This window comes from Streptomyces sp. CB02261, assembly GCF_001905665.1.
GTDB lineage: Bacteria > Actinomycetota > Actinomycetes > Streptomycetales > Streptomycetaceae > Streptomyces.
The window spans coordinates 163611-180960 of sequence record NZ_LIVX01000005.1; the positions used below are offsets into that span (position 1 = coordinate 163611).

Consider the following 17350-nt stretch of genomic DNA (forward strand, 5'->3'; position numbering starts at 1 on the left):
GGGGTGTCTCAGCTCCTGCGGTTGCCGCCGACCAGGGCTTTGCCGGCCGGGATGCGGATCTCGTAGCCGCCGTCGAGGGCGGTGGTGCCACCGGCGGGAAGCTCCACGCGCCAGAGGCGGGTGCCGGGGGCGTGCTGCTCGGGCCCGCCGTCCGCGGGCGCCGTCCAGCCGGCCCGCTCCTCGATCCGGACGTCCGGCTCCGAGGCGACGGGCACGCGCTCGCGCACCTCGACCGTGACGGGGCGCGCGAGCCGGTTGGCCAGCTCCACATGGACGTCGTGGTCGAGCACGGTGACGTTGTTGCGCAGGCCCGCTGTCGACTCGCGCAGGTTCGTGCGGCGGGTGACCCGGATGCCCTCGGCGGGCCCGAGCCCGACCCGGCGGACGCCGCCGGGGGCGAGCGTGGGCAGCGCGGCGGTCAGCAGGAAGTCGTCGTCGACGGTCACCTCCACCGGCCCGGCGAGCAGCGCCTGATCGGTGGCGTTGGAGAGCACGAGCGTCGCGTACACGGTCGGTTCCACCGACGGTACGCACAGGTACTCGGTGCGCAGTCCGACCGGGATCTCGGCGACCGTGACGGTGTGCCAGGTGCCGTCCGAAGGGACGTCGGCACGGGCGGCGGCGTCGAACCGGTGGTCGAACGAGCCCGCCGACGCGCGCGGCCGTACGGCGTGCCCGGGCAGCGGAAGCGAGGCCACCGCTTCGGCGCGGCGGCGGTACTCGGCCGTCACCCCGTCGAACGGCGACGCGGGGAACAGCCTTCCCCGGCGACCGCCCGGCTCGTCGGGGCCGCTGAGGACCAGGGCCGCGTAGTCGAGCTCGGCGCCGCTCGGCTGCGGCGGACCGGTCACCGGCGGCGGAGGCGGGGCCGGAGCGGCCCCGGCAGGGGCGCCGGGAGCCGCGGGAACCATGGCGGCGGGGGCCGGCGCGGCGAAGGACGGACGAGCGGCGCGGGGACGTGCGCCCGGGGGCGCGGGGGCGGCGCCGTACGCGCCGCCCGGCGCCGGCGGCGGCGCACCGAAGCCCTGGGACGCCGGCGGGGGCGGCATGACCGGCCCGCCGGGACCCACCGACGGCGGAGGCGGGACCTCGCCGTACCGGTCGATTTCCGGTACGCCCCCGGCGGCGCTGCCGGGGGCGGCGGCGCCCGAGGCGGGGCGGGGGCCCGCGGCCCCGTACCCGGTGAAGAGGTCGGAGAGCCCGGCCGGAGGCTCGCGCCAGCCGGAGGGCTCCGGGGCGGACTGGCGACGTCCGATCCGGACCGAGCGGAGCCTCGGCAGGTCGGTGCGGCGGCGGAGGTCGGCGGTGGCCAGGGCGATCCGTACCCCGGTCCAGTCCTCGCCGGTGCGCTGGGCGACCGAGGCGCGCAGCACCAGGCGTCCGGTGTCGTCGCCCTGACGATGGGTGAGCCGGTAGGCCGGGACCCACACGGCGCCCGGCACGCCGTACTCGAGGTCGAGCTCCACCTCGTCGTCGGCGGCGCCCGTGAGGGTCAGCAGCGCCGAGACCGTGGTGTCGACGTGCGCCGACGGCGCGTCCGTGGAGGCACGGTCGAGCCTGTCGGCGGCGACGGTGAACTCGTGTTCCGCGTCGCGGAGCGCCTGCTCCAGCTCGGTCAGACGCGTGTGCAGTCCGGTCAGCCGCTCGTCGACGAAGTCGCCGAGTTCCAGCCACGCGTCGACCGGGGTGCGGCGGTGCTGCGGATCGTCGCGCCTGCGGGCGGGCGGCACCGGGCGCAGCCCGGTGACCTCCGCGATCAGGCCCAGGTGCCGGTCCCGGCGTGCTTCCGCCGCCGCGTACGCGTCGCGCAGCCGCTCGAACTCGTGCCGCAGCGCGTCGGGCGGTCCTCCGGCGTCGGTGCCGGGCGCCTCGACCTCCACCCGGGCCTCGGTGACCCGGACCCCGGACGGGCCCAGGACCCGGGCGCGCAGGGAGCCGGGGTCCAGCGAGCGCGGCAGCCCCGTCACCCGTACCCGGCCCTCCGGGGGCACGCTGCCCCGGGCCAGCCGGCGGCAGAGCGCGCCCTGCGCGTACACCACGACCGAATCGAGGGTCGATCCCCACCTCGGTGCCGTCTCAGCAGTCATATGCCCCGCCCCCCGTCGTGTCCATGCAGAGCGAAGCCTACGCCCGGACGGGCCGTGCGTCGGGCGGGACCGGGAACCGGTTCGCCGCGGCCGGAAACCCGCAGGTCACCGCCGTGTTCGAAGGGCTGTGAGGGGTCCGGCGCCGACGGCCTCGGTGGTTGGGCGGCCCGGGGAGTGGGACGCTGAGTGGTGGGGGTCCGTGCCGACGAGACTCGGGAGGGACCGATGGGCCGTGACGTCCCGGCGGCGGAGTTCACCCGCGACGACCGTCGCCGCTTCCGCAACAAGGTGCACACCTGCCTCGACGTGTTCGCGCGGATGCTGCGGGAGTCGCGGTTCGACTTCGAGCGCCCCCAGGTCGGTCTGGAGATCGAACTGAACCTGGTGGACGCCGACGCCGAGCCCGCCATGCGCAGCACGGACGTCCTGGAGGCGATCGCGGATCCGTCCTGGGCGACCGAGTTGGGCCGGTTCAACCTGGAGATCAACATCGAGCCGCGGCGGCTCACGGAGGGCGGCCCCGACTCCTGGGAGCAGGAGATCCGCGGGGCCCTCAACCACGCCGAGGAGAAGGCCGCGGCGATCGGCGCGCATCTCGTCATGGTCGGCATCCTGCCGACGCTGGAACTGGCGGACGTGGGCCCGGAGTCCCTCTCCGAGAACCCGCGCTACCACCTGCTGAACGAGCAGATCTTCGCCGCGCGGGGCGAAGACCTCCTGATCTCGGTGGACGGCGTCGAGCGACTGCGGACCTACGCCGAGACCATCACGCCGGAGGCGGCCTGCACCAGCACCCAGTTCCATCTGCAGGTCGCGCCCGACGAGTTCGCGGACTACTGGAACGCCGCGCAGGCCGTCGCGGGGGTGCAGGTGGCCCTGGCGGCGAACTCGCCGTTCCTGTTCGCGAAGGAGCTGTGGCGCGAGACGCGCATCCCGCTGTTCGAACAGGCCACCGACACCCGGCCGGACGAGATCAGGGTGCAGGGCGTGCGGCCGCGGGTCTGGTTCGGGGAGCGGTGGATCACGTCCGTCTTCGACCTCTTCGAGGAGAACGCGCGGTACTTCCCCGCGCTGCTGCCCCTGTGCGACGACGAGGACCCCGAGGAGACCCTCGCCCGCGGCGGAACCCCGGGTCTCGCCGAACTCACCCTTCACAACGGGACCGTCTACCGCTGGAACCGGCCCGTCTACGCCGTCGTCGACGGCGTACCGCATCTGCGCGTGGAGAACAGGGTGCTGCCGGCGGGACCCACGGTGGCCGACGTGCTGGCGAACGGCGCCTTCTACTACGGCCTCGTCCGCGCCCTCGTCGACGAGGACCGGCCCGTCTGGTCACGGATGTCCTTCGCCGCGGCGGAGGAGAACCTGCACACCGCCGCCCGGCACGGCATCGACGCGCAGTTGTACTGGCCCGGCATGGGCGAGGTCCCGGTCACCGAGCTGGTGCTCCGGCGCCTGCTGCCGTTGGCGGACCGCGGCCTGGAACGGCTGGGCATGGACGCGGCCCGGCGGGAGCCGTTGCTGGGGATCATCGAGCAGCGGTGCGTCAGTGGCCGCAACGGCGCGGTGTGGCAGTCGGAGATGTTCCACCACCTCCACGACATCGTCCACGTGGACCGGCACCAGGCGCTGCGGCGGATGACGCAGCAGTACATCGAGTACATGCATCTGAACGTGCCGGCGCACACCTGGCCGGTCGAGTGACGTGACGCGAGGGGGCGCCACGCGTCATCCTGGTGGTGGCGACACCAGGATCACCTCCCGCTCCCCACGCGCGTGGCGCCCCGTCCACGCTGGCCGTATGAACCCACGTCACGCACCCACCGTCCTCGTCACCGGCGCGACCCAGGGGCTCGGGCGCGGTATCGCCCTCGACCTCGCCGCCCGGGGCTGCCCCGTCCTCCTCCACGGCCGTGACCCCGGCCGGCTCGAAGCGGTCGCCGAGGAGATCCGGACGGCCACGGCCGGGCCCACCACGGTCAGGACCTTCCTCGCCGACCTCGCGGACCTGGACCAGGTCCGGGCGATGGCCGACCGCGTACGCGCCACCGAGCCCAGGCTCGACGCGCTCGTCAACAACGCGGTCGCCGGAGGCGGGGCCGAACCGCTCCGGCGTGAACTGAGCGTCCAGGGACACGAGCTGCGGTTCGCCGTCAACCACGCGGCGCCCTACCTCCTCACCCGCGCCCTGCTGCCCCTCCTCACGGCCTCGGCGCCCGCCCGGGTCGTCAACGTCGCCTCCCTCGGGCAGGAGCGCATCGACTTCGACGACGTCATGCTGGAGGAGGGGTACGAGGGGCTGCGGGCCTACTGCCGCAGCAAGCTGGCGATGATCATGGCGACCTTCGAGCTCGCGGCCGAACTCCGCGGCACCGGAGTCACCGTCAACACCCTGCACCCCGCCCACCTGATGGACACCCGGGGCGTGCGCGAGTACGGGCTGACCCCGGCCGTCGGGATCGACGAGGGGGTGCGGCCCACCGTACGGCTCGTCATGGATCCCGACCTGGCGCACACCACCGGGCGGTACTTCGACCGGTTCACGGATGCCCGCGCTCATGAGCAGGCCTACGACCCGGACGCCCGCAGGCGGCTGATGGCGCTGACGGACTCGCTCGTGGGGGTGGGCGCGGGCGCCGGCCGTCCGGCCGTGGACTGAGGAGGCCGGCGGACCCCCGAGGGGCCCGCCGGCCTGTCTGTGGAGCTTCCTCGGCCGGTGTCCGGACTAGAAGACGCTCACGCCGTACGCGCTCAGCGCCTCCGTCACCGGCTGGAAGAACGTGGTGCCGCCGCTGGAGCAGTTGCCGCTGCCGCCGGACGTGAGGCCGAGGGCGGTGGTGCCGGAGAAGAGCGCGCCGCCGCTGTCGCCCGGCTCGGCGCAGACGTTGGTCTGGATCAGGCCGTAGACGATGTCGCCGCCGCCGTAGTTGACGGTGGCGTTGAGACCGGTGACGGTCCCGCCGCGCAGACCGGTGGTGCTGCCGCTGCGCTGCACCGACTGGCCCACGGTGGCGTTGGCCGCGCCGGTGATGTCGCGGTAGCTCCCGTTGTAGAGGTAGACCCGGCCGTCCGCCGCGGAGGCGTTGGAGTGGCGGATGATGCCGTAGTCGTTCGTCGGGAAGCTGGAACCGGCGCGGGTGCCGAGCACCGTGGTGTTGGCCGAGTTGGTGTACCAGGTGCTGCCGATGTTGGTGCAGTGACCGGCCGTCAGGGCGTAGTAGGTCGAGCCGCTGCGGACGTTGAAGCCGAGCGAGCAGCGCCCGCCGCCCGCGTAGATGGCCTGGCCGCCAGCGATGAGCTTGCTGAACGTGCCGGGTGTGCGCTTGATCTCCAGGGAGGAGGCGCGGTCGCCGGCCGCCTGCTTGATCTTGGCGATCTCGGCGGCGGAGACGGTGGAGTCGGCGGTGAGGACGATCTTCCCGGTCGCCTGGTCGGTGTACCACGCGGTGCCGGGCACGTCGGCTCCGCGGACCGCCTGGTCGGCGGCGGCGAGCTGGGTGGCGGTGGCCCGGCCGTCGACGGCCGGGGCCGCGGACGAGCTGGGGACGGCAAGCGCCGACGCGGCGAGCAGCGCGGAGGCGACGGCGATCAGCCGTGCGCCCTTGGCGGCGCCGCCGAGGGGGGACAGACGCTTGAGGTTCACTGGATCCTCCGGTGGGGGAGTGGGGGAATCGCTGGGTGGGCGACCCCTTGGCGCCGAGGGAGCCAGGTCCCGCCCTGTGAGGCATGAACCTGTCAAGCTCGACAGGTGGAATCCTGGAAGCCGGCGACCTCGGCGGCAAGGACGCCTTTCGGCCGATCTACGCGCGTTCCCGCCCTGCCGGGCCGCGCGAGTGCGCGGCGGCGGGGCCGTCGGCCCGGGGGCGGCTCGATGCCCCGGCGTGGTGCAAACGCTTGCTGGAATTTGCTGACGGCCTCTCAGTAAGCGTTTTCCGCCGCTGATGCGGCGCCACGAGGACTCCGAGGAAGTGGAAGAATCCATACCGTTTCGCCAGTTCAACCGCCGGCCGCGCACCCTGCCGGGTCCGGCGCGGCGACTGCCACCGGACCCGGCGGGCGGCTGCCCGCGGTCGTCCGCCGCGGGCATAGCGGGTGCACAGTTCCGGCCGTCGCCTCCGCTCGGACCTGAGCGCGACCGGAGCGCCTCGTCGAGTCGAGGAGAGGCCGTCCCTCCGGCCCCGAGGGGTCGTCAAGGGCGCCCCCCAATGTCGCGATCGTTCCCTCCGTCCGGGCGAACGGGTGTCCGGATTCCGTCGTGGCCGGGGTCAGAGCGCCGCGTACACGGCCTCGACGAGGGCCATCTTGCGGGGATCGTCCGCGATCCGGGGCCCCATGCGGTTCATCACGTAGCCGACGGAGACGCCGGACTCCGGATCCGCAAGGCCGCAGGAGCCCCCGAAGCCGTCGTGCCCGAACGCGCGCGGATTGGGCCCGTAGGAGGCGTTGGCGCCGCTGAGCCAGAGGCCGAGGGCGCACTCCGTGTCGTGGGCGAAGCCCGCGCCCAGGACCAGGTCCCGGCCAGGCCCCTGGCCCTCGCGGGCCCGTTCGGCGGCCGCCTCGGAGAGGATCCGGCGCTCACCGGACCGGCCGCGTCCGGCGAAGATCCCGTACAGCTGGGCGACCGCGCGGGCCGTCCCGTGACCGTTGGCCGCCGGCACTTCGGCCGCGCGCCACTCGGGGCTGTTGGCCTGGGCGGCGCCCACGAGGGGATTGGCCAGAGCGGCCCGCGCCGCGGGCTCCAACTGGGCGAAGACCGCGGCCTGCTCGCCCGCGGTCGAGGCGCGGGGGTGGACGAGCTCGGCCGCCCGGGCCGCATCCTCCTCCGGGAGGCCGATGGTGAAGTCGATGCCGAGGGGCCCGGTGACCTCGTCGCGGAGGAAGGCGCCGGGCAGCTTCCCCGTGACGCGCCGGATCACCTCGCCCACCAGGAACCCGTACGTCATGGCGTGGTAGCCGGAACGGGTGCCGGGCTCCCACCACGGTTCCGTCGCCGCGAGCCGGGCGGTCGTCACCTCCCAGTCGTAGAACTCCGCGAGCGACAGCGGCTCGCGCAGACCGGCGAGACCCGCCCGGTGGGACAGGAGGTGGCGTACGGGGAGCTTCTCCTTGCCCGCGGCGGCGAACTCCGGCCAGTACGAGGCCACCGGCGCGTCCAGGTCGAGCAGCCCGCGGTCCACGAGGACGTGGGCGCAGAGGGCCGTCACGCCCTTGGTCGTGGACCAGACGTTGACCACGGTGTCGCGCTCCCAGGGACGTGTGCGGGCGGCGTCCGCCCAGCCTCCCCACAGGTCGACCACGGTCTCGCCGTGGACCTGGACGGTCACGGCGGCGCCGAGCTCCTCCCGCGTGCGGAAGTTGGCCTCGAAGGCCTCGCGCACGGCGTGGAAGCGAGGCTCGCAGAGCCCTTCGACCGTGGGCTCGGCCACGGGCGGGGATGCGGGAGCGGGCGATGGGGCCGGCTCGGGTTCGGGCATGTCGTCCTCCGGATCTCGACGGTCGCGAGCAACATACCGACTGGTCGGATCGGAGGGAAGGGAGTGCGCTGCCGATCCGTCCGGGACACCGGTCACAGGCGCGCGAAGAGCTCCTCGAGCGGCGTCGGCACGCGCGCGGAGCCGAGGGACTCCACCAGGAGGAGGCCGTACCGGATCTTGCGGCCCTTCTTCGTGCCGAGGAAGCGACGCAGCTGCTGCTGCCGGGGCCGCCCGTGCTGCGCGGGCTGGTGCAGGAACGTCTGCCAGGCCCGCATGTCGCCCTCCGCCCCGATGATCTCCTCGACCCTCGCCGTCCCCAGCGCGCGGATGAGCTCGTCCTCCAGGTCCGCCGCGCACACGAGGAAGCCCCCGGACAGCTCCCCGGCCCGCCGCAGGGCACGGTCGTAGTAGCGCTGCTCGCGCTCGTCGCACAGACCGGTCAGACGCAGGCCCAGGCCCTCCGGCCCGAGCAGGTCGGCATAGCGCCCCACGCTCATCGCCCCGCCCATCGACACCACGGCCACCCCTTCGGCGCCCAGGTCCCTGCCGCGCAGCGCGGCCAGCGCCTCGACCGCCGCCAGATCGCTCGGCCCCTCCAGGAGGACCGCCGCCCGCAGCTCCAGCCGCGCCGCCAGGGCACGCGCCGGCTCACCGGGCCCGCCCGCCGCCCACCGACCGATCGCGTCCCGGAACGCCCCCATGGTCACCATGGGGCGAGTCTGCCCGCGCGATGCCCACCGGACCAGGGATTATTCGCCACCCGCCGCGGCGGTCCGGTCCGGGCCCGCCAACGAACGGACGCTTCGCCCTCGCCGAAGTGGGCATACGCGTGACATCCCGGTCTCGCAACCGCTGACGGTCCCACCAGGGGCGGCCGGCGGGGCGGGACATCCCGTTTTTCCGTACAGGAGCGTCCATGCGCACAGTAGGTGTCGAGGAAGAGCTGATGCTCGTCAACGCGAAGACGGGCGAGCCCTTCGCCGTGTCGTCGGCGGTGCTCGCGTCCGTCGCCCTGACCGGGGACGCGGCGGGCGAGAGCTTCGAGAAGGAGCTGCACCAGGAGCAGCTGGAGTTCTCCACCCGGCCGATGAAGGACATGGGCGAGCTGCGGGACGAGATCGTCCGGCTGCGTGGCGAGGCCCTGCGCTACGCCCGGGAGCAGGGCGCGCTCGTCGCCGCCCTCGCGACCTCCCCGCTCCCCGTGGAGCCCTCCCGCCAGCTGGGCCTGCGGTACCGGTGGATGGCCGAGCAGTTCGCGCTCACCACCCGGGAACAGCTGACGTGCGGGTGCCACGTGCACGTGGCCGTGGACTCCGACGAGGAGGGGGTCGCCGTCCTCGACCGGATCCGACCCTGGCTCTACCTCCTGAACGCGCTCAGCGGCAACTCGCCGTTCTGGCAGGGCCAGGACAGCGGCTACAGCAGCTACCGCAGCCTGGTGTGGAACAGGTGGCCGTCCGCCGGGCCGTACGAACTGTTCGGCAGCGCGGAGCGGTACCACGAGCAGGTGCGGGACATGCTGGAGACCGGCGTCCTGCGCGACCCCGGCATGATCTACTTCGACGCGCGGCTCTCCAAGAACTACCCGACCGTCGAGCTCAGGGTCGCCGACGTCTGCCTGGAACCCGGCACGACCACGCTCATCGCCACCCTCGCCCGCGGCCTCGTGGAGACCGCGGCCCGCGCCTGGCGGGACGGCGAGCCCGCACCCCGCATCCCCACCGGCCTGCTGCGGCTGGCCTCCTGGCGCGCGGCCCGGTCCGGGCTCCAGGGACCGCTCATCCACCCGGTGACCATGAGGGAGACCAGCCCCGAAGCGGCCTTCGAAGCCCTCCTCCAGTACGTCGAGGCGGCCCTGCGGGACACCGGGGACCTCGACGCGGCGCGCCAGGGAATCGCCGCGCACCTGAAGGACGGCGGCGGCGCCGCCCGCCAGCGCGCCCTTCGCGACGAGGGCCTGGAGCTCGACGCCGTCGTACGGGCCTGCGCCGACATCACGACCGCCTCCGCGTGAGGCCCCGTGCGAAGGCCCCCGCCGGGGAGGCGGGGGCCTTCGCGGGCGCCGGGCGGGGAGGCGGGGACTGCGGGGGTACCGGCCGACCCCGCGGGGACGGCCGGACGGTGCGGGCCCGGACGGCCCGCGCGGACGCGGTCAGGCCGGCCAGACGCCCGTGACGCGTCGCACCGCCGTCGCGCCACCGCGGCCGACCGCCGCCTTCACCACGGCGAAGATCGCACCCTGGATCGCCGCGGCGAGCAGGATCTCGCGCCACCGCCGGTCCTCGTCGGTCGCGTCCGGTGCGTCGTCGTCGTGCCCCAGGATCTGCCAGGTCTTCTTGAACGCGGCCCCCGCGAGCAGGCCGCCCGCCGTACCCAGGACGAGCGCGACCGGCTTGAACACGAGACGTGATCGTCGCATGACACTGTCACCTTCCCTCGGACTCATGCCCCCGGCTACCCACGGGACGGACCCGCATGCCTCCGCTCAGGCGAGGCCCGCGAGCGCGAGGGCCCTGGCGACGGCCGGCGGGTCCAGCGGCTCGCCGTCGGGGTCGTTCGGGCGCAGCCGCTCCAGGAGCAGCCCCGGCTCCAGCCGGTGGGCCTCCGCGTCGGCGAGGAGACGCTCCGCGCCCGGCCCGCCCGTGGTGTCGTCGACGTACTCCGACAACTCCGCCAGGACCTCGCGCCGCTCCACGAAGCCGCTCATGCCGCAGTCCAGGCCGTCGTCGCGCAGACCGTCCGGGTACGGCGCGCGGGCCCACGTCCCGTTCTCGTACCAGTAGACGCACCCCAGCTCGTACCCCTCCAGCCGGTCGCGCAGCTCGCCGTACGGGAGCCAGTCCGGGCCGCCGGCCAGCATGTCGATCGGCGGCTCGTGCCACTTCACTCCGCTCGACTCGTCCTCGCCGTAGAGCACGAACCGGCCCTCGCCCATCCGGGACATGATCCACCAGGTGCAGCCGGAGTCGTCCCAGTGGAGCCCCTCCGCGTCGATCCAGCGGCCCGTGCGGTAGCCGCTCCCGCGGTTCTCCTCCGCGGTGGTCGCCCCGACGGCGGCGAGCAGCGCCCAGCGGGCCCACAGCGTCTCGCCCGACGGCAGGTCCTCCGGCAGTCCCGGCCGGTGAATGGTCATGTGTCCCCCGTGTGTTCTCGTGCCGGGTCCTCGTCCCGGCGGGTGATCGCGGCCACCCTACGACCCGCGGGACCCACCCTGGGGGGCCGGGGCACCGACGCCGACCGTCGGGGAGACTGGGCGGATGGACACATGGACCCGGTCGTACCGGGAAGCCGGCCCCGACCCGTACGGGCGGCTGCGCGTCGAGAGCGCGGACCTCGGACCGGCACGCTGGCTGAACGAACGCCGTCCCGGTTTCGGTGACTTCGGCACCGTGTCCGGCGTCGCGGCGCCCGGATTCCCCGCGTACGCGCGCGTGCTGCATCCCGCGGCTCTCGACGACCGACCGGTCCGCTGGGACGCCGTCGCCGCGGCCTACGGGCGGCAGGTGCGCGCGCTGACGGACTGGCACGAGGTGATCGGCGCGGAGCGGTTCTACCAGAACCAGGGGGAGTACGGCCTGCCCGGCGTCTGGGACGAGCATCCGGCCGAAGGCCCCACCCCCGTCGGGGTGGCGCGGGCCGTGCTTCCCGTCCTGGCGCGGCACACGCGGACGCCGGAGCGGTGCTGGTTCGGCCTGTGGGAGGGGTACGGCCGCTGGGAATGGGAGGGCGTCCCCACCTTCCCGACCCCGGAACGGGACGAGATCCTGCTGTCGGGACCGCTGGCCGACGCCGTCTCCCCCGTGGGCCTGGACGAGTTCGCCGAACTCCCCGACCTGTGGTGGCCGCAGGACCGCGCCTGGTGCGTGGGCGGTGACGTCGACCTGGTGAGCACGTACGTCGGCGGCTCCGAGGAACTCGTCGCCGACCTGCTCACCGCTCCCGGCCTGGAGGTCCACCGCGTGACCGCGTCGGACAGGGTCGGCTGACCGGGCGGCGCCGGGCAACGCCCTGGCCGCCCGCGGCGGGTCGGCCAGGGCGGCAGGCTGTTCAGGCCAGGAGGACCGGCAGGTCGAAGAGGTCGTTCTGGGTGACGACCGGCTTGTTCCGCAGCTCCTCGCGCGGCACGGCCAGACGGAGTTCGGGGAAACGCTTGTAGAGGGCGGGCAGCGCCACCGACGCCTCCAGCCGGGACAGTGCCGCTCCCGGGCACACGTGCGGACCGTGACCGAAGGAGATGTGGCGGTTCGGCGTACGGGTCACGTCGAAGTCTCCGGCCGTCGGACCGTGCTGCGCCTCGTCCCGCCCGATCGCTCCGAACGACACGATCAGGGCCTCGCCCTTGGGCAGCACCCGGTCGCCGACCTCGATGTCCTCGGCCGCGAACCGGATCAGCACGTGCGAGGTCGGCGTCGACCAGCGCAGCGTCTCCTCGATGACGTTCTCCCACGGCACCTCGCCCTTGAGCACGAGGGCGCGCTGCTCGGGGTGGCTCTCCAGGGCGACGACGGCGTTCACGATCAGGCTGATGGTCGTCTCGTGCCCGGCCGCCACCATCAGCTGCAGGGTGTTGGTGATCTCCTCCGTGGAGAGCCGGTCGCCGTCCTCCGACGCCTCGATCAGCGCGCTCGTGAGGTCGTCACCGGGCCGCTCCTTCTTGCCCGCGACGATCCCGGCGAACAGGGCGCCCAGGTCCGCCATCATCTGCGGCACCTCCTCGGGCGGAGTCTGCGTCGAGAAGAACTTGTCGAACAGCGTCTTCATCCGCGGGTGGTCGGCCGCGTCGACCCCCATCAGCTCGCTGACCACGTTCATCGGCAGCGGGTACGCGAACTCCGCCTTCAGGTCCACGACCTCGCCGGCCGGGCGCTCCGCCAGCCGGTCCAGCATGCCCTCGGTGAGCGCCTCGATGCCCGCGCGGAGCCGTTCCACCCGGCGTGCCGTGAGCGCCTGCGCGACCAGCGCGCGCAGCCGCCGGTGCTCGTCGCCGTCCACGGTCAGCATGGACTTCCCGGGGTTGGCGAGGCCGATCAGCGGCCAGTCGAGCGGTATCTCGCCGCGCTGCCAGGCCCCCCACACGTCGATGTCCTTGACCAGGCGGGAGTCGGTGAGCAGCTTGCGCGCCTCGGCGTGCCGGGTGACGGCCCAGCAGGGCACCCCGCCGGGCAGGACGACACGGGCCAGCGGACCGGCCTCGCGCAGTCGGGCGCTCTCGCCGTCGAGGTCACCGACGAACGGGTCGAGGGTGATCACATCGGAGGCGGGTGCGGCGGTGTGGTCGTACGGGCAGCTCATGCGAAGGCTCCAAGGGCGGGGGTCGGGGTGTAGGTCACGGGGAGCGCGGTGAGGCCCCGCAGCCAGGGGGACGGGCGGCGGCTGAGGGCGTCCTCCGCCACCGCGAGGTCCACGTCCGGCAGCCGGTCGAGCAGCACCTCGATCCCCGTCCGGGCGATGGTCTCGGCGACCTCCTGGGCCGGGAAGGGGCAGCGGTGCTCGCCGTGTCCGAAGGAGAGGTGGGCGTTGTTGCCGCCGGTGAAGGCGCCGGAGTCGGCCCGGACGTGCGGGTCGGAGTTGGCGGCGGCGAGACCGAGCAGGAGCAGGTCACCGCGGTCGATCCGGCGGCCGCCGAGGCGGGTGTCGCGCGAGGCCCACCGTCCGGCGACGTTCTGGGTGGGGGTGTCCTCCCACAGGACCTCGTTCATCGCCTCGCCGACGCTGTGCCGGCCGCCGGAGAGGGAGGCGGCGAACCGGTCGTCGGTGAGCATCAGGCGCAGCGAGTTGCCGATCCAGTCGGCGGTGGGCTGGTGCCCGGCCGCCATCATCACCATGAGGTCCTGGGCGACCTCCTCGACGGTGAACCCGGCCGTGTTGGCGATCATCCGCGAGGCGACGTCGTCGCCCGGCGCCTCCGCCTTGGCCGTGAGCAGTGCGAACATGGACTCGGCCAGATGGCGCTGGCCCTCGAGCGCGCCCTCCTGACCGTTGATCATGTCGTTGAGTGCGGTGACCAGGCCGGGCCCCTGCTCGTCGGCGAAGCCGTAGACGCTGGCGAGGACCCGTACCGGCAGCAGCATCGCGTACTCGGCGATGATGTCGCAGGAGCCCTTGCCGCAGAGGGCGTCGATGAGTTCGTCGGCGAAGCGTTCGGCGCGTTCCTTGAGGACGAAGGGGTCGACGGCCTCCAGGGCGTCGGAGATGACCCCGGCGCGCTCGCGGTGCCGCTCGCCGACGGTGTAGAGGATGGACGGCTGCCTGCGGCCGATCATGGGCAGCAGCGGCCAGTCCGCCGGGATGGCGTCCCACTGGTTCCACAGCTCGGAGTCGCGCGAGAAGAGGACCGGATCGCTGGTGACCTGGTGCAGTTCGCGATAGCCCAGGACCAGCCAGGCGGGCACGTCCCCGTCGAGGAGGACGGGGGCGACGGCGCCGTGCTCGCGCCGTATCCGCCGGTACAGCTCGACGGGGTCGGTCTGGAACCGGGGGCCGCTCAGCGGGACGGGCTGGGGCTCGGGGTGGGTCACGGGGTGGGCTCCGGTATCGGCTGCGGGTCCGGGGCGACGAGGGTCTGCAGGTGCTCGACGAGCGTGATGAGGACCTGCTTGCTGGACTCGCGCGACCGTGCGTCGCAGAAGACCAGCGGAACCCCGTCGGCGAGGTCGAGGGCCTCGCGGATCTGGGCGGGGGTGTGGGCGGGTCCGCCGAAGTCGTTGCAGGCGACGACGAACGGGGTGCCGTGGTGTTCGAGCCGGTCGACGGCGTACCAGGAGTCGGCGAGCCGCCGGGTGTCGACGAGCACGACGGCACCGAGCGTCCCCGAGAAGAGCCGGTCCCACAGGAACCAGAACCTCTCCTGGCCGGGGGCGCCGAACAGGTAGAGGACGTTGTGGGCGTCGAGCGAGATCCGGCCGAAGTCGAACGCGACGGTGGTGGCCGTCTTCGCGGCGACGCCGTCGGTGTCGTCGACGTGCTCGCCCGCCTGCGTCATCGTCTCCTCGGTGTTCAGCGGACGGATCTCGCTGACCGAGCGGACCAGGGTGGTCTTGCCGACTCCGAACCCGCCGACGACGACGATCTTCAGACCGTTGTCGGCGGTGCTGTGCAGGGTCTGGCGCTGTTCAGAGGCTACGGAGTCCAACGAGCACCTGCTCCAGGATGTCGTGATCGGGAAGGCGGTACGCGGGGCGGGGATGACGCGCGCTGATCCGGCCGGTGGCGTGCAGGTCGGCCAGCAGGATCCGTGTGATCGACACGGGCAGGCCGAGCCCGGACGCCACTTCCACCACGGCCGTGGGGAAGCGGCACATGCGCAGGATCGCGGCGTGCTCGGACTGCATGCCGGGGACGGGGTCGCTCTCGGCGACCACCAGCGTCACCACGTCGAAGGCGTCGGATCCGGCACGGCTGCGACCGCCGGTCACCGTGTAGAGGCGGTCGGGGGAGTCGTCCCGACCCGGCCTGACCCGGCTCATCCCCGGGGCCTGGCGACGAGGTGCTCGCCCAGCTGCTCGACCAGCTCCGCCATGTTGTGGCCGACGAGTCCGGCGTCGGCGTCCTCGTCGGCGACCAGGGCGAGGTGGGCCCCGTCCCCGGCCTCCACGATGAACAGGATGCCGCCGTAGAACTCGGTCATCGCGGAACGGACCCCGCCGCTGCCGTCGCCGAACTCGACGGAGGCGCCGTGCGACAGGCTCTGGATGCCCGCGGCGATGGCGGCGAGCTGGTCGGCCTGGTCCACGGTGAGCCCGGAGGTACGGCAGAGCTTGAGGCCGTCACGGGAGAGCACCAGCGCGTGACGGGTGGCCGGGGTGCGTTCCAGCAGGCCCTCCAGGAGCCAGCTGAGCTTCTCGTCGGTGGTGGTGCCGGTCATCGCGGATTGCCTTCCGAATACAGGGGGTTCGAGGACTGCGACGGACGCGGCGCGCTCGTCGGGTCCTGGGGGTCGGCCGGTACGGGTGTGCCGGCCGGGAGGTCGTCGGTCGCCGGCCCGGGGGAGCCGGAGGGGTCGGGTGCGGCTCCGTCGGAACGGGCGCCGGCCGTCCCGGGGCCGCCCGCCGGCGCGGCGCCGGCCGCGCGTACGGCCCGCTGGAAGCTGCCGAAGCGCGGCGTGGTCCCGGACGAGGTACCGGTGCGCGGGGCCGCCGGGCGGGAGGGCGAGGGTGCCTCGGCGTTCTTGAGCTGCGAGGCCAGGGTCTCACCCCGGCGACGGCGCGGCAGGACGATCCCGTCGGCCTCCGCCTCCGCCGCGCCTCCGGCCGACTCGTGCACGGTCTCGGGCTCGGGTGGGCGGGGGACGGCCGGAGCGGCCGGGGTGACGGCGGGCGGTGCGGCGGGCATGCGGTCCGGGGCGGGCGAGGTCACGCCGCGGCCCGACACGGGAAGCGGCGGCTCGCCGGACGTCCCGGCCGGCTCCGCGGTGACATGGCTGATCAGCTCCTGAGGCAGCATCAGCAGGGCCCCGGTGCCTCCGCGCGCGGACGGGCGGAAGGACACGGTCATGCCGTGCTTGCGCGCAAGGCGGCCCACCACATGGAGGCCGAGGCGGGTCCCGGAGAGGCCGGCGAGGTCATGGGCCGCCGAACCGACGGCGGCCTCGGCGCGCCTCAGCTGCACGTCGCTCATGGCCAGACCGCTGTCCTCGACGGTGATGACGATGCCGGCCGGCACCTCCTCCACGTAGACGTGCACCTCGGCGCTCGGCGGGGAGAAGTTCGCGGCGTTGTCGAGGAGTTCGGCCAACGCGTGCATGACGCCCTCGGCGGCGTGTCCGGCGACCGCCGCGTCGCTGCCGGAGTGCAGCCGCACCCGCTGGTAGCCGCCGATCCGGCCCATGGCGCCGCGCAGGATCGACTCCATGACGATCGGGCGCGCCCAGCGCCGGCCGGAGCGGGCTCCGGTCAGCACCGCGACGGAGTCGGCGAGCCGGCCCGCCTGGGCGGTGCGGTGGTCGAGGTGGAGCAGGTCGGTGAGCACGTCCTCGTCGGCGTGCCGGTGCTCCATCTCCCGCAGGTCGGCCATCATGCTCGTGGCCAGTGCCTGCATGCGTCCGGCCGCGTTGGCGGCGGCGGCCATGGCGGCGGAGCGGGCCGACTCCGCACGGCGCAGCCGGCCTTCGAGCCGTTCGAGGTCGGCGGTCCGCTCCTCGGCGAGCCGGGCCGCCTCGGCCCGGTGGGCCCGGACGAGCTCCTCCGCCTCGGCCCGGTGGGCCCGGACGAGCTCCTCCGCTCTCGCCGCGTGGTCGGCGGCCTCGGCTTCGTGACGCTCCTTCAGCTCTGCCGCCTCCCGCTCCGCGGTGGCCTTGAACCGGCTGACGTAGGCGTCACGGGAGGCGAGTTCGGCGGAGAGGACCTCGGCACGCCGTCCGAGGGCCCGGGCGACGCGCGCGTACCAGGTGACGGAGAAGGCCGCCGCGGACAGCAGCAGGGCGCCGCAGACGGCGAACCAGCCGAGCGCGGGGCGTACCCCGGCCGGAGCCGCGGTCGTGGCCGCCGCGGCGAGTGCGCCACTCGCCGCGGCGGTCAGCAGCGCGGCGATCAGGGCGGGACGGAACGGGGTGGGGGAGGCCGACATCAACCAGACTCTCGGGAGCAGTCACGGGGGAAGAAGGTTGAACGACGGAACTATAGAGGCGATCTTGATCAGTTCGGAACGCCCTTGAGCGGATTGGTATGTACAAGGTGAAGGAATCTGCCAGGCTTGCGCAGAGGAAAGTCACAATTCATACGGTCTCTGACCGGTACTCAGTTCGACGCCCGTCCGGCCCGGCAGACGGGGTGACGTCCTCCCGCTGCCGCA

Annotated in this window: 16 protein-coding genes; 4 read left to right on the forward strand and 12 right to left on the reverse strand. The window is 73.7% G+C overall.

Annotated elements, in window-relative coordinates:
* Positions 1-8: 8 nt before the first annotated feature.
* Entirely contained in the window at positions 9-2087 is a 2079-nt protein-coding gene (locus AMK29_RS18105; protein WP_073814084.1) for a DUF4139 domain-containing protein, read from the reverse strand.
* Between the two features lie 225 nt (positions 2088-2312).
* Between AMK29_RS18105 and AMK29_RS18110 the strand changes: the two genes are divergently transcribed.
* Together AMK29_RS18110 and AMK29_RS18115 are read left to right on the forward strand one after the other, a co-directional pair.
* Positions 2313-3791 (forward strand): glutamate--cysteine ligase, encoded by a 1479-nt coding sequence (locus tag AMK29_RS18110; RefSeq protein WP_073814086.1) that lies wholly within the window; start codon positions 2313-2315, stop codon positions 3789-3791.
* A gap of 97 nt (positions 3792-3888) precedes the next feature.
* Positions 3889-4746, forward strand: coding sequence for an SDR family NAD(P)-dependent oxidoreductase (locus AMK29_RS18115; protein ID WP_073814088.1), 858 nt, complete (start codon positions 3889-3891; stop codon positions 4744-4746).
* A gap of 66 nt (positions 4747-4812) precedes the next feature.
* Here AMK29_RS18115 and AMK29_RS18120 read toward each other — a convergent pair whose 3' ends face one another.
* From AMK29_RS18120 to AMK29_RS18130, 3 genes are all read right to left on the reverse strand, one after another.
* Positions 4813-5730 (reverse strand): S1 family peptidase, encoded by a 918-nt coding sequence (locus AMK29_RS18120; RefSeq protein WP_073814090.1) that lies wholly within the window; start codon positions 5728-5730, stop codon positions 4813-4815.
* Positions 5731-6352: 622 nt separating this feature from the next.
* Positions 6353-7561, reverse strand: a complete 1209-nt coding sequence (locus tag AMK29_RS18125; protein ID WP_079196955.1) for a serine hydrolase domain-containing protein — start codon at positions 7559-7561, stop codon at positions 6353-6355.
* A 92-nt stretch (positions 7562-7653) separates the two neighbouring features.
* Positions 7654-8271, reverse strand: a complete 618-nt coding sequence (locus tag AMK29_RS18130) for a TOPRIM nucleotidyl transferase/hydrolase domain-containing protein (protein ID WP_073814094.1) — start codon at positions 8269-8271, stop codon at positions 7654-7656.
* Between the two features lie 206 nt (positions 8272-8477).
* Here AMK29_RS18130 and AMK29_RS18135 point away from each other — a divergent pair, with 206 nt between their 5' ends.
* Positions 8478-9575 carry a glutamate--cysteine ligase gene (locus AMK29_RS18135; RefSeq protein ID WP_073814096.1) on the forward strand — a complete coding sequence of 366 codons (1098 nt, stop codon included), beginning with the start codon at positions 8478-8480 and terminating at the stop codon, positions 9573-9575.
* A gap of 138 nt (positions 9576-9713) precedes the next feature.
* Here AMK29_RS18135 and AMK29_RS18140 read toward each other — a convergent pair whose 3' ends face one another.
* The gene (locus tag AMK29_RS18140; protein ID WP_073814098.1) at positions 9714-9980 is read right to left on the reverse strand and encodes a DUF4235 domain-containing protein; all 267 of its coding nucleotides are present in this window, start codon (positions 9978-9980) and stop codon (positions 9714-9716) included.
* Positions 9981-10046: 66 nt separating this feature from the next.
* Positions 10047-10694, reverse strand: coding sequence for a hypothetical protein (locus AMK29_RS18145; protein WP_073814100.1), 648 nt, complete (start codon positions 10692-10694; stop codon positions 10047-10049).
* Between the two features lie 124 nt (positions 10695-10818).
* On the opposite strand from AMK29_RS18145, the gene AMK29_RS18150 reads away from it, so the two are divergent.
* On the forward strand, positions 10819-11547 hold the full coding sequence (locus tag AMK29_RS18150; protein ID WP_073814102.1) for a hypothetical protein: 729 nt from the start codon (positions 10819-10821) through the stop codon (positions 11545-11547).
* Between the two features lie 61 nt (positions 11548-11608).
* Here the strand turns inward: AMK29_RS18150 and AMK29_RS18155 are convergent, their stop codons facing one another.
* From AMK29_RS18155 to AMK29_RS18180, 6 genes are read right to left on the reverse strand one after another with little or no spacing between them, the layout of a single operon-like run.
* Positions 11609-12853, reverse strand: a complete 1245-nt coding sequence (locus AMK29_RS18155) for a cytochrome P450 family protein (RefSeq protein WP_073814104.1) — start codon at positions 12851-12853, stop codon at positions 11609-11611.
* Positions 12850-14079 carry a cytochrome P450 gene (locus tag AMK29_RS18160; RefSeq protein ID WP_073814106.1) on the reverse strand — a complete coding sequence of 410 codons (1230 nt, stop codon included), beginning with the start codon at positions 14077-14079 and terminating at the stop codon, positions 12850-12852. The genes AMK29_RS18155 and AMK29_RS18160 overlap by 4 nt, the downstream gene beginning before the upstream one ends.
* The gene (locus AMK29_RS18165) at positions 14076-14693 is read right to left on the reverse strand and encodes a GTP-binding protein (protein ID WP_073814108.1); all 618 of its coding nucleotides are present in this window, start codon (positions 14691-14693) and stop codon (positions 14076-14078) included. The genes AMK29_RS18160 and AMK29_RS18165 overlap by 4 nt, the downstream gene beginning before the upstream one ends.
* Positions 14674-15027: a DUF742 domain-containing protein gene (locus tag AMK29_RS18170; protein WP_073814110.1), complete on the reverse strand. Its 354-nt coding sequence runs from the start codon at positions 15025-15027 to the stop codon at positions 14674-14676. Before AMK29_RS18170 ends, AMK29_RS18165 begins: the two co-directional genes overlap by 20 nt.
* Entirely contained in the window at positions 15024-15425 is a 402-nt protein-coding gene (locus tag AMK29_RS18175; RefSeq protein WP_073814112.1) for a roadblock/LC7 domain-containing protein, read from the reverse strand. Before AMK29_RS18175 ends, AMK29_RS18170 begins: the two co-directional genes overlap by 4 nt.
* Complete coding sequence (locus AMK29_RS18180; RefSeq protein WP_073814114.1) at positions 15422-17125, reverse strand: sensor histidine kinase; 1704 nt, start codon at positions 17123-17125, stop codon at positions 15422-15424. Before AMK29_RS18180 ends, AMK29_RS18175 begins: the two co-directional genes overlap by 4 nt.
* Positions 17126-17350: the final 225 nt, after the last annotated feature.